14 protein-coding genes are annotated in these 14,055 nt (G+C 38.5%); 10 read left to right on the forward strand and 4 right to left on the reverse strand.

The features are described 5' to 3' along the window. The first annotated feature begins 21 nt into the window (after positions 1 to 21). From GH715_RS05900 to GH715_RS05925, 6 genes are all read left to right on the forward strand, one after another. Positions 22 to 1,740, forward strand: coding sequence for a phospho-sugar mutase (locus GH715_RS05900; RefSeq protein WP_153834822.1), 1,719 nt, complete (start codon positions 22 to 24; stop codon positions 1,738 to 1,740). Positions 1,741 to 2,021: 281 nt separating this feature from the next. After that, positions 2,022 to 2,798, forward strand: a complete 777-nt coding sequence (locus GH715_RS05905) for a TerC family protein (protein ID WP_153834823.1) — start codon at positions 2,022 to 2,024, stop codon at positions 2,796 to 2,798. A gap of 60 nt (positions 2,799 to 2,858) precedes the next feature. Next, positions 2,859 to 3,308, forward strand: a complete 450-nt coding sequence (locus GH715_RS05910) for an OsmC family protein (protein WP_153834824.1) — start codon at positions 2,859 to 2,861, stop codon at positions 3,306 to 3,308. 610 nt (positions 3,309 to 3,918) lie between these two features. Further along, positions 3,919 to 5,313: an L-cystine transporter gene (locus GH715_RS05915; protein ID WP_153834825.1), complete on the forward strand. Its 1,395-nt coding sequence runs from the start codon at positions 3,919 to 3,921 to the stop codon at positions 5,311 to 5,313. 116 nt (positions 5,314 to 5,429) lie between these two features. After that, complete coding sequence (locus GH715_RS05920; protein WP_153834826.1) at positions 5,430 to 6,662, forward strand: aminopeptidase; 1,233 nt, start codon at positions 5,430 to 5,432, stop codon at positions 6,660 to 6,662. Positions 6,663 to 6,780: 118 nt separating this feature from the next. Beyond that, on the forward strand, positions 6,781 to 7,824 hold the full coding sequence (locus GH715_RS05925) for an acyltransferase family protein (protein ID WP_153834827.1): 1,044 nt from the start codon (positions 6,781 to 6,783) through the stop codon (positions 7,822 to 7,824). 196 nt (positions 7,825 to 8,020) lie between these two features. Here GH715_RS05925 and GH715_RS05930 read toward each other — a convergent pair whose 3' ends face one another. Continuing rightward, on the reverse strand, positions 8,021 to 8,884 hold the full coding sequence (locus GH715_RS05930; protein WP_153834828.1) for a fructosamine kinase family protein: 864 nt from the start codon (positions 8,882 to 8,884) through the stop codon (positions 8,021 to 8,023). 116 nt (positions 8,885 to 9,000) lie between these two features. On the opposite strand from GH715_RS05930, the gene GH715_RS05935 reads away from it, so the two are divergent. From GH715_RS05935 to GH715_RS05945, 3 genes are read left to right on the forward strand one after another with little or no spacing between them, the layout of a single operon-like run. Further along, positions 9,001 to 10,338 carry a sodium-dependent transporter gene (locus GH715_RS05935; RefSeq protein WP_153834829.1) on the forward strand — a complete coding sequence of 446 codons (1,338 nt, stop codon included), beginning with the start codon at positions 9,001 to 9,003 and terminating at the stop codon, positions 10,336 to 10,338. Positions 10,339 to 10,362: 24 nt separating this feature from the next. Further along, positions 10,363 to 10,641, forward strand: coding sequence for a YwdI family protein (locus tag GH715_RS05940; protein ID WP_153834830.1), 279 nt, complete (start codon positions 10,363 to 10,365; stop codon positions 10,639 to 10,641). Between the two features lie 19 nt (positions 10,642 to 10,660). Next, a complete protein-coding gene (locus GH715_RS05945) occupies positions 10,661 to 11,029 on the forward strand; it encodes a DUF423 domain-containing protein (RefSeq protein ID WP_153834831.1) in 369 nt (122 codons plus the stop codon). Between the two features lie 44 nt (positions 11,030 to 11,073). Here GH715_RS05945 and GH715_RS05950 read toward each other — a convergent pair whose 3' ends face one another. The 3 genes from GH715_RS05950 to hemQ form a co-directional block, all read right to left on the reverse strand. Beyond that, the gene (locus GH715_RS05950) at positions 11,074 to 11,319 is read right to left on the reverse strand and encodes a hypothetical protein (RefSeq protein ID WP_153834832.1); all 246 of its coding nucleotides are present in this window, start codon (positions 11,317 to 11,319) and stop codon (positions 11,074 to 11,076) included. Positions 11,320 to 11,452: 133 nt separating this feature from the next. Beyond that, positions 11,453 to 11,971: a spore coat protein GerQ gene (gerQ, locus tag GH715_RS05955; protein ID WP_153834833.1), complete on the reverse strand. Its 519-nt coding sequence runs from the start codon at positions 11,969 to 11,971 to the stop codon at positions 11,453 to 11,455. Positions 11,972 to 12,096: 125 nt separating this feature from the next. Continuing rightward, on the reverse strand, positions 12,097 to 12,843 hold the full coding sequence (hemQ, locus tag GH715_RS05960) for a hydrogen peroxide-dependent heme synthase (RefSeq protein WP_153834834.1): 747 nt from the start codon (positions 12,841 to 12,843) through the stop codon (positions 12,097 to 12,099). 215 nt (positions 12,844 to 13,058) lie between these two features. Here hemQ and pta point away from each other — a divergent pair, with 215 nt between their 5' ends. After that, complete coding sequence (gene pta, locus GH715_RS05965; RefSeq protein WP_153834835.1) at positions 13,059 to 14,039, forward strand: phosphate acetyltransferase; 981 nt, start codon at positions 13,059 to 13,061, stop codon at positions 14,037 to 14,039. Positions 14,040 to 14,055: the final 16 nt, after the last annotated feature.

The raw sequence follows: 14,055 nt of genomic DNA on the forward strand, positions 1-14,055 counted from the left end.
TAGGACTAAGGGGGAAATCACATGTCATGGCAAGATACATTAAAAAGATGGACAGCCCATGCAACGCTAGATGAAGATTTACAAGAACAATTAAAACAACTATCCCAAAATGAGAAGGAGTTAGAAGATTCCTTTTACAAGAATTTAACCTTTGGTACAGGTGGAATGCGAGGAATGCTAGGGCCTGGAACCAATCGAATGAATATTTATACCGTTCGTAAAGCGGTTGAAGGGTTAGCAAATTACATAACGAAAAATGTAGATAATGCGCATAACAGAGGAGTTGTCATTGCATATGACTCTCGCTATATGTCACAGGAGTTTGCTGTTGAAGTGGCAAAGGTTTTAGGTGCGCATAATATTAAAGCATATGTATTTGAATCATTACGCCCAACACCATTACTTTCATTTGCAGTTCGTTATTTAAAGACAGCTGCCGGTATTATGATTACCGCCAGTCATAACCCGCCTGAGTATAATGGTTTTAAAGTGTATAACGAGGATGGCGGACAAGTACCATTACAAGAAGCTGCTGCGATCATAGAAGAAGTAAATAAAGTAGAAGATGAATTAAATGTTACTGTCAAAAGCAAGGAAGAAGTCGAAAGTGCTGGTCTATTGGAATGGGTTGGCGAAACAGTGGATAATGCCTATCTTAGCGAGCTCAAAACCATTCAAAAGCAAGCAGAAGAAAATAATGTGAATATAGTCTTTACTCCATTGCACGGAACGGCACATGACCTTGTATTAAAAGGGTTAGCTCAAATTGGTTATGACCAAGTACATGTCGTGGAAGAACAAGCAAAGCCTGATCCGGAATTCTCGACAGTACAGTCGCCAAATCCGGAAGAGCATCAAGCATTTGAGTTGGCAATCAAGCAAGGGGAAGAAATCGATGCGGATATTTTAATTGGTACAGACCCAGATGCTGACCGTTTAGGTGTTGCTGTAAAGAATAGAAGTGGATCCTATCAAGTCTTAACAGGTAATCAGCTTGGGTCATTATTATTAGATTACACATTATCTCATGTAAGTGAGAAGGAACTTGAAAATGGACAAGTAATTAAAACGATTGTAACCTCAGAGTTAGGAAGAGCAATTGCTTCCTATTATGGTGTTAATACGCTTGACACGTTAACTGGATTTAAATTTATCGGTGAGAAAATCAAGCAATTTGAATCAGACCAAAGACATTTCCTTTTCGGCTATGAAGAAAGTTATGGCTATTTAATAGGAGATTTCGTTCGTGATAAAGATGCGGTACAAGCAGCAGTAGCAGCATGTGAAATGGCGAATTACTGGAAAGCGAAGGGCAAAACATTATTAGAAGCATTGGACACATTGTACGAACGTCACGGTTATTACTTAGAAGGGCAGAAGTCTTTAACATTGAAAGGTAAAGATGGTGCGGAACAAATTGCCGCCATTATGGAAGATATTCGTGAAAATCCATTTACACAATTAGGTGGATTACAAGTTATGGCTATTGAAGATTATCAAAGTAGCAAGCGTCAGTTACCAGTAGATGCAACCGAGGAAGACATTACTTTACCAAAAGAAAACGTTATGAAATTTTTACTAGAAAATGATGCATGGGTATGCTTCCGTCCTTCAGGTACAGAACCTAAAATTAAAAGCTATTTCGGTGTTAAAACAGATAACGCAGATAGTAGCAAATCGCTATTGCAAACTATCCAAACAGAAGTAGAGGAAAGAATAAATAAGATTATTCATGTATAATGAGTGGGAAAAAGAAGAACCTAATGCTATCACTGCGATGGTATAGGTTCTTTTTTGAAGGATAGAGATTGACAGGAAGTAAAAAAAGACTTATAGTAATAACATACATAAAGGGGAGTAGCTGTTACAATAAATGTCGTCATTTCGAGAATTATCTCCGGCATTATTGGCAACTCAGGCGTTGTTGGCGAGACCTTTACCACCAGTGGTAAAGGTCTCGTTTTTTTGTGTGATCTTTACCAACTGGTGGAGATCATATTTTTTAAAGGAGATGGAGTAGTTTGGAATTATTATTAGAGTACGGATGGGTTTTATTAGTTTTAATTGGTTTAGAAGGGATTTTAGCAGCAGATAATGCACTTGTTTTAGCGATTATGGTGAAGCATTTGCCTGAAGAACAACGAAAAAAAGCATTGTTTTACGGTTTGGCTGGTGCGTTTATCTTAAGATTTGGTTCATTATTCATTATTTCGTTCCTAGTTGATGTCTGGCAAGTACAGGCAATTGGGGCCGCTTATTTATTGTTTATTTCCTTTAAGCACTTGTATGATACATTTAAGAAGAAAAATAAAGGTGAAACAGAGGCAGAAGAACTAGCAGAACAAGCTGAGAATAAAGGTGGAAAAGGCTTCTGGATGACCGTACTTAAAGTCGAATTTGCTGATTTAGCATTTGCGGTTGACTCTATTTTAGCGGCTGTTGCGTTAGCTCAAGCATTACCTGTAACAAACCTTGGTACGGTCGGTAGTCTTGATACAGGCCAGTTCCTTGTAGTACTTGCTGGAGGAATGATAGGTTTAATTATTATGCGTTTTGCAGCAAATGTGTTCGTTAGATTATTGAAGGATCGCCCAGGATTGGAAATGGCTGCATTTGTTATAGTTGGCTGGGTAGGGATAAAATTAGTTGTTAGTGTATTAGCTCACGAAGATATACACTTAATACCACATGATTTCCCGCATTCGACACCATGGAAATTAACATTCTATATCATCTTAGTGGCTATCGCTGTAGCTGGTTGGTTCCTTTCTAGTAAAAAGAAAGATGCCGAAGCGTAAACAAATCATTTTATCGTCTGGATTCCAATACCTATAATGGAAATAGAAAGGATGATATAAATGGCGATACACCAATTTACATTAAATGCCACGTGGCCTGGCGGCAGAAATGAAGTAGGACATATTGAATCAGGTAATTTAAACACTAAGATCTCCATTCCACCTGAAATGAATGGTCCAGGAGTTGGTACGAATCCAGATGAAATGTTATTAGGTGCTGCTGCTACTTGTTATTTAATTACGATGGCAGCGATGATCGAACGAGCGCATTTACCTCTTGAACACATAGAGTTAAGCTCTGTAGGTGATGTGGATGTCACCAATGGAGTATTTACTTATCAAAGAATCACTCATCGTCCTGTTGTCGTATTAAAAAAAGAGGCAACGGCCGATCATTTGCAAAAACTAAAAAATATCGTTAAACAAGCAGAGTCATCCTGTATGATCTCTCGAGCAATTAAAGGAAACGTCGAACTAGTCTTAGAAGAAGACCTTTCAATTGCAAGCTAACTTGTACTCCTCGTGAGTGCAAGTTTTTTTGTAATATAGGAAAGTGTATAATCCGCGGTATCAACGCAATTGTAAGCAGAGTAGCCATTTTGAAATAGCATGTACAGGAAACCATCGCTGCGGCTGTCCACTCCCCTTTCCACGGGATTTTCGCCTAAGCTAACTTTGGTAAGCAAAGAGCACTTACCAAAGTGGATCTTAGTCGAAAATCATCCCGTAGGAGTGGAAGTGGACGGCCTCCGCTATGAAACTATTCTACAACGTTTGTGACTGCTAACTTCTCGAGCTTTCTTAACCTGAGTAATAAAATTGGCATGTCAGCGAGTACACTCATTGTAGAGCATTCATTAGCGTAGGCGTCCACTTCGACTCCTGTGGGATCAGCGTGATCTGAAGATCCACTTTTGTAAAGCGATCTTCTTTACAAAAGTTAGCTGAAGACACGGCCCCACGGAAAGCGAAGTGGGCAAGCCGCAGCGGTTGTTACGCCCAATATCCATCTCAAAATAAACGTTGATACAAGCACAAAACATAAGTTTTGACATAATACATAATTAACTGTATGATATTCCAAGTATTTATATCAGATTAATCAAAAGGAGGAAAAAAGATGAACACAGTCTTCATAATTATCAATATTGCCATTATGCTATTATTCATTGGTATTTTAATAGGTATGCAGCGAAAATATGTATCGTTCAGTAAACGAGTTTTCGCAGGTTTAGGTCTAGGTATTCTTCTAGGCGCTTTTTTACAGATTGCTTATTCAGCAGATTCTGAAGTCGTTACGGCTACGACAGATTGGTATAACATTGTAGGCCGTGGCTATGTTCGCCTTTTAATGATGATCGTTATACCATTAGTAATGGTTTCTATTATTCAATCTATCATTAATTTAGAGAAATCATCTGAATTAGGAAAAATGTCAGCATGGATTATTGGTATTCTTGTTTCTACCGCTATGGTTGCTGCAGTAGTTGGTGTAACTAGCTCTTCTATCTTTAATTTAAATGCAGACCAAATTGAAATGGGGCAAGCTGAACAAGAACGAGCGGAGTCACTAGAAGAAACACTAGGATCAGTTGAAGGGATGACGACACCGCAAAAAATTCTAGAATTTATTCCATCTAATATTTTCTTAGATATGACAGGAGAACGTGCAACATCTGTTATTGCTGTTGTTATTTTCTCTATTCTGGTTGGGGTTGCTGTATTAGGTGTAAGAAGAAAACAACCGGAACAAGCAGAGAAATTTGTAGATATCGTTAACACTTTCTACACCGTAATTATGCGTATTGTAACCATCATTTTACGTTTAGCACCATTTGGTATTTTAGGATTAATGGCAAATACGGTAGCACAAACAAATGTAGCAGGTATTATTGAGCTCGGTAAATTTGTTGGTGCATCTTATGTTGCATTGATTATCATGTTTATCATTCACATGATTCTCTTAGCATTGTTTGGATTAAATCCATTGACTTATATACGAAAAGTATTGCCAGTATTAAGCTTTGCCTTCACATCTAGATCAAGTGCAGGTACTATTCCGTTAACGATTCAGGTACAGAAGGAAAGTCTAGGTGTCCATAGTGGAACAGCAAATATGGCAGCATCATTTGGTGCAACAATTGGTCAAAATGGTTGTGCGGGTATCTACCCTGCGATGTTAGCTGTTATGATCGCACCTACGCAAGGAATTGATCCATTATCACCAGGTTTCTTATTGCCATTGATTTTAATCATTGGTATTAGTTCATTCGGTGTTGCCGGTGTTGGTGGTGGAGCAACTTTTGCTGCATTAATCGTGTTATCATCGATGAACTTACCAGTAGCATTAGCAGGTTTACTTATTACAGTAGAACCACTAATCGATATGGGGCGTACAGCGTTAAACGTTAATGACTCGATATTATCAGGCACAATAACATCTAAAATAATGAAAAAACTAAACATTAAAAAATATAACGATAAAGAAGCAATCAATAAAGACATCGCAGTATAATACACTCCCCTCAGAGTTATGAAACTTTGAGGGGTTTTATAATGCTTTAAGTTTTGCATTTTTTATCCGTTCAGTTAGCATAATATTGTAAGGAATATTTTGGAGGAGGATGAAATATGCAGGAATTATTAGAAAAATATGCTCAACTAGCATTACATACAGGCGTGAATTTACAAGAAGGTCAAGGATTACTAGTCCAGGCCCCGATTGAAGCGATTGAATTAGTCCGAATCGTTGTCAAAGAAGCGTATGAAATGGGAGCAAAAAATGTCCATGTTGAATGGAAAGATGATCAATTAACATATTTGAAAATGAAACATGCGCCAATGGAAGTATTAGAAACGTTCCCCGAATGGCGAAAAGATGCCATGGTTAGCATGGTGAAGGAGGGCTATGCAGTATTAAATATTTATGGTGAAAACCCTGACCTCTTGCAAGATATCGACGGGAAACGAATGGCAGCCGTAACGAAAGCAAGTTCTATTGCTTTAAAAGAATACCGTGATTACATGATGAACGATCGAGCGCGTTGGTCGATTGTTGGTTACCCAACGACGGAGTGGGCACAAAAAATATATCCAGATTTAAATGCAAAAGAAGCGAAGGAACAACTTTGGAAAGAAATCTTCCGTATTGCGCGTGTTGATCAAGATGATCCAATCGAAGCGTGGAATAAACATAATCAATTATTACGCAATGCACGTGAATATTTAAATGAGAAAAATTATGCAAAACTCCATTTTCAAGCGACAGGTACTGACTTAACGATTGAATTACCAGAAGGACATATTTGGCATGGAGGAGCAGCAAAGGCGACAGATGGTGTGACATTCAATCCGAATATTCCGACAGAGGAAGTATTCTCGATGCCACATAAATACGGAGTTAATGGTCAAGTAACTAGTACAAAACCTCTTAGTTTCCAAGGCCAATTAATTGAGAATTTCACCCTGACATTTAAAGACGGTAAGGTAGTTGATTACTCATGCGAGAAAGGAAAAGAAGCGCTTAAACAGTTATTAGAAGCAGATGATGATGGAGCATCTCGCTTAGGTGAAGTTGCCTTAGTACCGCATGAATCTCCAGTCTCCCAAGCGGGGATTATTTTCTTTAATACCCTATTTGATGAGAATGCTTCGTGTCACATAGCTTTAGGAAAAGCGTACCCAACGAATATAAAAGGCGGCTCTGATATGAAGGAGAAGGAGATGGATCAACACGGTGTCAATGACAGTATTGTCCATGAAGATTTTATGATTGGTTCTGCAGATATGAATATTGATGGCATTACAAAAGATGGAGAAAAAGAGGCGATTTTCCGTAATGGTACATGGGCGATCTCTTTCTAAAAATTTCAAAACTTTAACACAACATTTACAAATTGTTAACAATAAACGGAATTACTTTTTGTTCTTCCTTATAGAGGGTAAGATAGTATAAAACCGTTAAAAAAGGGAGAATAAATAGATGCAACGTGAAGCTTATTTTGATAATGCCAAGCTAGTCTTTATATTTTTAGTTGTGTTTGGTCATTTAATTCAACCTTTAAAACAGCATATCGAATTAGTCAATGTTCTATATCAATGGATATATTTATTTCATATGCCGGTGTTTATCTTAGTAAGTGGTTTTTTTGCGAAAGGTGCAAGTGATAAAGGCTACTTGCTTAAATTAGCCAAAAGGATCCTAATTCCATATTTCTTATTCCAGGTATTTTATTCTGTCTACTTTTTAAGCATAGGTAAGAATAGCTGGGATACCACGTTGTATGATCCACATTGGGGATTATGGTTCTTATTAAGTTTATTTAGCTGGCACATATTATTGATTGGATTTAAAAAGTTAAAACCTTTTTACGGAATTTCTTTAGCTTTTGTAATAGGTGTTTTGGTTGGGTATTTACCATTTATCGGACCATCTTTTAGTTTATCAAGAACGCTTGTCTTTTTCCCTTTTTTCTTAATCGGATACTGGCTGAGCAAGGATCAAATATTTAAATGGCAAACAGTCAATAAAAAGGCAATCGCAGTAGGCGCGTTAATGGCGGTGTTTATTGTAAGTTATGTGACACCAACAATACCATCCGAATGGTTATTTGGTTCCCATTCTTATCAAGTATTGGATGCAGCGGCTAATGGTGGTTTGATTCGTGCATTGTTATATATCGTAGCAACAATAATGGTTTTTTCGGTATTACTTTTAGTCCCGAATAAACATTACTCTTTTACAACACTTGGTCAAAACACGATGTATGTCTATTTATTACATGGTGTTTTTATTCAATACGGACGACAAGCGCATTTATTGGCAGTAGATCAAAATCTTGACACATTGGGTCTTGCTGTCATTGCGGCTGCCATTGTATGGTTCTTAGCATCCAAATGGGTTGTAACCTTCACCCAACCAATCGTTGAAGGAAGAACAGACCGCATTCAACAATGGTGGAAAGAACGAAAAAATAAACACCAATCGTCAGATCAAGTATATCAATACCAAGAAAAGTCATCATAAGATGGCTTTTCTTGTATGGAAAGAAAGTATAACAACCGAATTACATCATGCTAGCGAAGGCCGCCCACTTCCACTCTTGTGGGAATCGTTTGGCCTGAAGATCCACTTTTTCGAGCGGATTTTGCTCAGTATTTGCATAAAGGATAAATCTTCTATCACGAAAAAAGATTTGTCCTTTATATACCAGTCAACTACTTTAAAACGTGCCATACCGTGCAAGAATTCTGTCTACACTCCCGCCATATCCTTCACCAAATAAATTCAAATGAACAAGCAAATAAAACAATTGATAAATTGGCTTTACTTCTTCATAATAATTCTCCAAAGGAAACACTGCTTGATAACTCTGGTAAAAATCAGCCGGAAAACCGCCAAATAACTCAGTAAACGCTATTTTGAATAAATGATCCCCGTAAACAACAGATGGATCAATTAAATAAGGTTCTCCGTCTTTTCCAACAAGCCAGTTACCACCCCATAAATCACCATGCAGCAGTGATACTGGCGGAGTTTTCGGTATGTATTGGTCGAGATTTACTAACAAAGATTCCATCCGTTTCTGTCTTTTACCCTTCATTCTCCCTTTTTCCATAGCAAGTTCCATTTGTGGGCGAAGGCGCATCTCCCGATAATAGTCAACCCAACTGTCATACCAGATATTTTCCTGTGTCAATTCCCCGACAAAAGTTGTTTGATCTAACCCATAAGATGAACTTGTCTCAGCTAAATGTAAAGCTGCTAAATTCTCTCCTAATACTCGGCCAGTCGAGATACTTTTGTTTCCTTCCACCCATTCCATGATTAACACCATTTCTTCATCACCTTTAGCGATGTCATAATGATATACTTCTGGTACAGCAATGGTATTGGTAGCACGAATTCGTTCTAAGCCATCCGCTTCTATTTTAAAGAAATCTGCAGGTACATGTTGATTGGTTTTGATAAAATAATGCTTCTCAGCTGTTTGGACATAATAAGCCTGGTTGATATCACCACCAGCTATTGGCTGAACAAGCTGGACAGGGGAATCATCTCCGATTAATTGTAACTTTTCGTGCATAACGCTCCCTCCTTGTAAAACTAGTATAGCATCTAAAAATCAAGGTAGAAAAGCGAGGTTCTATCGTGTACAATAGGAAAGAATTTATTAATAGGTAATAGAGGTGAAAAGAATATATGCAACGAGAAAATTGGGCATCAAGGTTAGGTTTTATGCTAGCTGCAATGGGTTCTGCTGTTGGCTTAGGTAATATTTGGCGGTTCTCTTATGTTGCTGGTGAAAATGGTGGAGGCGCATTTTTAATTTTATATATTTTGAGTGTGTTAGTTATCGGTATTCCATTATTATTAGTAGAAGTGAGTATCGGAAGAAATGCGCAAAGAGATATAGTTGGATCGTATAAGAAATTAGCACCGAAACAACCATGGTTTATGGTCGGGTATTTAGGTGTTGCGAGTGCCTTTCTGATTCTAAGCTTCTACAGTGTCGTAGCTGGCTGGGCGTTGTACTACTGGTGGAGATATGTAACAGGTGCAATGACCGAGATGCCGGACATTGGATTTGGTGGATCCTTTGAGGCTTTTATATCACAGGATTATGCGCCATTATTCTGGCATGCGCTTTTCATGGGGATTACCATGTTTATCGTATTAGTCGGAGTAAAGAAGGGAATAGAGCTAGCCAATAAAATATTAATGCCGATTTTAGCATTAATGATGGTTGCGCTGGCGATTTATAGTGTGACATTGCCTGGCGCAGGTGAAGGACTTGCTTTTCTTTTTCAGCCGGATTGGTCTGTATTAGATGACCCTTCTGTCTATATTGCTGCATTAGGACAAGCCTTCTTTTCACTAAGTTTAGGTGTTGGTACGATGATGACGTACGGAAGTTATTTAACGAAACAACATCAGTTACCAGGTGCGACAGTGGGAATTGGTGTGATGGATACTTTATTCGCGATCATTTCAGGTATTGTCATTTTCCCAGCTGTATTTGCCTTTGGCATTGACCCTAGTTCTGGACCACCACTTGTATTTATCACATTACCGGAAATTTTTTATCAAATGAATTTCGGTGGTGTTATTGGTTTGGTATTTTTTACAGCATTAAGCTTAGCGGCGATCTCTTCTTCGATTTCATTGCTAGAAGTACCGGTTGCCTATTTGATGCGTGCGGCTAATATGTCGAGAAAATTAGCATCACTTATTGTTGGACTCGTGATTTTTGCATCAGGTGTCACAGTTTCCTTAGGAATGGGAAAATGGAGTGGTATCACCCTAATTGGCGATCGCAACATCTTAGATTCGATGGACTTTCTATCATCCAATGTGTTCTTACCAATTGGGGGAGTAACGATGGCATTATTTGTCGGTTGGTATTTTACCAAACAAGAGGCGTTGGAGGCATCGGATTTAACGAATAATCCAATTGGTAGTCTCTGGTATGTACTAGTGAAATTTATTGCACCATTCATCATTGCTATCATTTTCTTAAATTCGCTTGGAATTGTATAATAGCGGGAGAGGGGATGAGCGATTATGGCGATTACCAATCAGCAGATTTTACGAAAGATAATAGCCGAATGTGAACAAGCATTAAACAATGATAGTAAAGTACGAGAGCATGCGAAAGCAGTGCAATCTTTAACAGATTTATTATTGGATCAGGATAAGAGTGCGCCGGCTCAATCTACGAGCTCAATTGATGATTTAGAGTGGCAGAAAATGGTGGGACAACCTGCGCCGAAACCACCGATAAAACAAGAGAAAAAGGCGGAAGATGACGGTGCTAATGGAGATTCACTACTTGACTTTTAAATAGGGAGTGGAGATACAGATGAAAATCTTTTTATTATTAGGTATTCTAAATGGTTTTCTAGCCGTGGCTCTGGGAGCTTTTGGTGCTCATGGTCTAGAAGGTAAATTATCAGAGAAGATGCTTGCTACGTGGGAAAAAGCAGTACAATATCAGATGTTTCATACTGTCGCCTTACTTGCAACAGGTTTATTAATGCCTAAAATTACGTCTGGAAGTATCGTGTCAGCAGGCTGGTTTTTCTTTGCGGGGATCATTTTGTTCTCTGGCAGTCTCTATATCTATGCCACAACCCAGATCAAAACATTTGCGATGATTACACCAATTGGCGGACTGGCATTTTTAGTCGGCTGGGTGTTGTTAGGCTATGCCGTAATTAAGTATATCTAGCTTTTTATGACCCTTTGCTACCACCAAAGGGTCATTGTTTTTACCTATAGAAAAAGTATAAGAGCCATAATTCCGAGGATGCCAATACCTCGTAATATAAATTGCGAAAAGAAATATGAATGCCCCTTTTTCCACTCTTTCCAAGCTTCGATAAATAAATTTATACTTAAACTTGCTAAAGCAATCACCCCTAGCAAAGTCGATTGATTTTGCCATGCAAGTATAATGAATACGAGTGTCAAACTAAAACATGCAACCGTTATTTCATCGATTGAAGCTTTTTTCTTCACGATCTTTACCTCCATAAAAAAGACACAAGCAATTACTTGTGTCTGGGCTGTTGAAGTTATTCTTTGTCCACGTTAGGAAAGTAATTTACAGTAAAGTAGGTACTCAGGCTTTCGCCACAGTTTGCGATAAGCTTTAGCGTGGTGAATAGTTTACGTTACCTGGATTTTGATTATATGGATAGTCATAATTTATCTCTTCATCGAATGTAATATAATCTAAGTATACCATTAATAACACATAACGCTTACCTGTTTCTGCATCACTTAAAATAATGTGATCACGGCCTGCTGCTTCAATAGTTCCTTTAAACACTTTTGCATTCCAGCGGTCATTGTTTTCGAACGTCATGTATACGGTAGCCCTTTTGCCTTTGTTTAAGCGAAGGATGTTTTCAATATAGGATTCCTCTGCCGGAAGCATACCAGGTACGTCTGAAACAGATGGCTGCTGTTGTTGTCCATTTCCAATCGGTCCTCCTGACTGTGCCATCTGCCCCATCTGACCCATCTGTCCAAGTTGATCCATCCGTGGCATATGTCCATATGGATACTGATATCCTCCATAACCGCTTTGCATACCATAATAGCCTTGTGGCGTATATGGCTGCATATTTACAGGTTGCTGTTGGTTCTGATTTTGATTTTGACTCATCGATAAAAGACTCCTTTCTATAATCGGAAATATGCTCGTGCTTTTTCCGCATTCCTACTAGCCATCTATATGCATTTTGTTTCGTAAACATGCATAAAGAAAAACACACGGCAAATACCGTGTGTTTAGACAGCTAAATAAGCTGGAATCTCATCTGTTTTTAATATATTGCCAACATAGAATGGTCCGAACTCACCATATCGTGCACTGACAACATCAAACCGCATTTCATAGACAATTTTTTTTAGTTGTAGCACGTCTTTTGCGAATAACGTTACACTCCACTCCCAATCATCAAAGCCCATAGAACCGGTAATGATTTGTTTGATTTCACCAGCATATTTTCTGCCCGTCAAACTATGCTCATACATTAATTGACGGCGTTCATCCATCGGTAGCATATACCAGTTATCATTACCTTCACGACGCTTGTCCATCGGGTAGAAACAAATATGATCCCATTGTGGCAACTTCGGTTTCAAGCGTGCGCGAACACCAGGATTGTCTTCAGGGTTGTCATTTTCTTTCGACATATATTTGGATAGTTCTACAACTGAAACATAAGAATAGCTTGGCGTTGTGAACTCAGCAAATTTTGATTTATTAAAACGCAATTCGATTTCTTCTAGTTCTTTCATTGTTGGGCGAAGAATCATTAATATGATATCTGCTTTTTGTCCCATTATAGAGTAGAACGCATGACTGCCATCACGTGCTTCTGATACTTCTTCCCATTCACGGAGCATCTTCTGTAATTCATCGACTGCTTCTTTGCGCTCCTGTTCAGAAGCCTTTTTCCATTTTGTCCAATCTATTTTACGTAAATCGTGTAAACAGTACCAACCATCCATTGTTTCGACTGCTTCTGGCATTTTGATTCACTCCTTAGAATTGATTCTTTCGTTTTAATATAACATATTTGGGGAAAAATACTTATTGAAATGCTGTGTCAAATAACAAATTTTTACAGAAAAATGAACATTTTTAAAAATTTTAATAATGAAACGCATTCATTTTGGTTCCTACTTTCATTATTACACAAAAACGCGTATCATATAATACAGATAATAATTTGGAGGGTTATAACATGAGCGATTTATTTGCGGATATTAAAAGTAGATTAGAAGGAAATGCTCGAAAAATCGTGTTTCCTGAAGGTTTAGACGAACGAATTTTAACTGCAGCAAGCATGTTGAAAAAAGATGGATTAGTTGAACCTGTATTAGTCGGTATACATGAAAAAGTGGAACAGAAGGCGAAGGAGCTAGGTGTTGCTATCGATGGAGTGGAAATTCTCGATCCAAGCACTTACGCTGAATTTGACGAAATGGTTACGTCTTTCGTGGAACGCCGTAAAGGGAAAGCTACAGAAGAAGATGCACGTAAGATGTTATTGGATGAAAATTATTTTGGTACGATGCTTGTTTACATGGGCAAAGCAGACGGTTTAGTAAGTGGTGCGGCTCATTCTACAGCTGACACAGTACGCCCAGCATTACAAATTATCAAGACGAAAGAAGGTATTAAGAAAACTTCTGGCGTCTTTATTATGGTGCGTGAAGAGGAGAAGTATGTTTTCGCAGACTGTGCGATCAATATTGCACCAGACAGTCAAGACTTAGCAGAAATCGCAGTCGGCAGTGCCGAAACCGCAAAACTGTTTGATATTGACCCTCGCGTTGCAATGCTTAGCTTCTCAACAAAAGGTTCAGCAAAATCTGAAGAAACAGAGAAAGTTGCCGAAGCAGTTAACATCGCAAAAGAAAAAGCTCCGGAATTAACATTAGATGGCGAATTCCAATTTGATGCTGCTTTTGTACCATCCGTAGCAGAGAAAAAAGCACCGGGCTCTGTTTTGAATGGTGACGCAAATGTCTTTGTATTCCCGGGCCTTGAAGCTGGTAACATTGGCTACAAAATTGCCCAACGCTTAGGTGGCTTTGATGCAGTTGGTCCAATTCTGCAAGGACTTAACCAGCCTGTGAATGACTTATCACGAGGATGCAGCAGTGAAGATGCTTATAAATTAGCACTAATCACCGCAGCACAAGCATTAGACGCACAGTAGATTTCTACTGTGCTTT

The organism is Gracilibacillus thailandensis (assembly GCF_010994055.1).
Classification (GTDB): Bacteria; Bacillota; Bacilli; order Bacillales; family Amphibacillaceae; genus Gracilibacillus; species Gracilibacillus lacisalsi.

Coding starts and splice junctions, on each gene's coding strand:
- GH715_RS05940 (WP_153834830.1), top strand. CDS start 10,363: ATGGCGATTACCAATCAGCAGATTTTACGAAAGATAATAGCCGAATGT.
- GH715_RS05920 (WP_153834826.1), top strand. CDS start 5,430: ATGCAGGAATTATTAGAAAAATATGCTCAACTAGCATTACATACAGGC.
- GH715_RS05925 (WP_153834827.1), top strand. CDS start 6,781: ATGCAACGTGAAGCTTATTTTGATAATGCCAAGCTAGTCTTTATATTT.
- GH715_RS05915 (WP_153834825.1), top strand. CDS start 3,919: ATGAACACAGTCTTCATAATTATCAATATTGCCATTATGCTATTATTC.
- GH715_RS05930 (WP_153834828.1), bottom strand. CDS start 8,884: ATGCACGAAAAGTTACAATTAATCGGAGATGATTCCCCTGTCCAGCTT.
- GH715_RS05945 (WP_153834831.1), top strand. CDS start 10,661: ATGAAAATCTTTTTATTATTAGGTATTCTAAATGGTTTTCTAGCCGTG.
- GH715_RS05935 (WP_153834829.1), top strand. CDS start 9,001: ATGCAACGAGAAAATTGGGCATCAAGGTTAGGTTTTATGCTAGCTGCA.
- GH715_RS05910 (WP_153834824.1), top strand. CDS start 2,859: ATGGCGATACACCAATTTACATTAAATGCCACGTGGCCTGGCGGCAGA.
- gerQ (WP_153834833.1), bottom strand. CDS start 11,971: ATGAGTCAAAATCAAAATCAGAACCAACAGCAACCTGTAAATATGCAG.
- hemQ (WP_153834834.1), bottom strand. CDS start 12,843: ATGCCAGAAGCAGTCGAAACAATGGATGGTTGGTACTGTTTACACGAT.
- pta (WP_153834835.1), top strand. CDS start 13,059: ATGAGCGATTTATTTGCGGATATTAAAAGTAGATTAGAAGGAAATGCT.
- GH715_RS05900 (WP_153834822.1), top strand. CDS start 22: ATGTCATGGCAAGATACATTAAAAAGATGGACAGCCCATGCAACGCTA.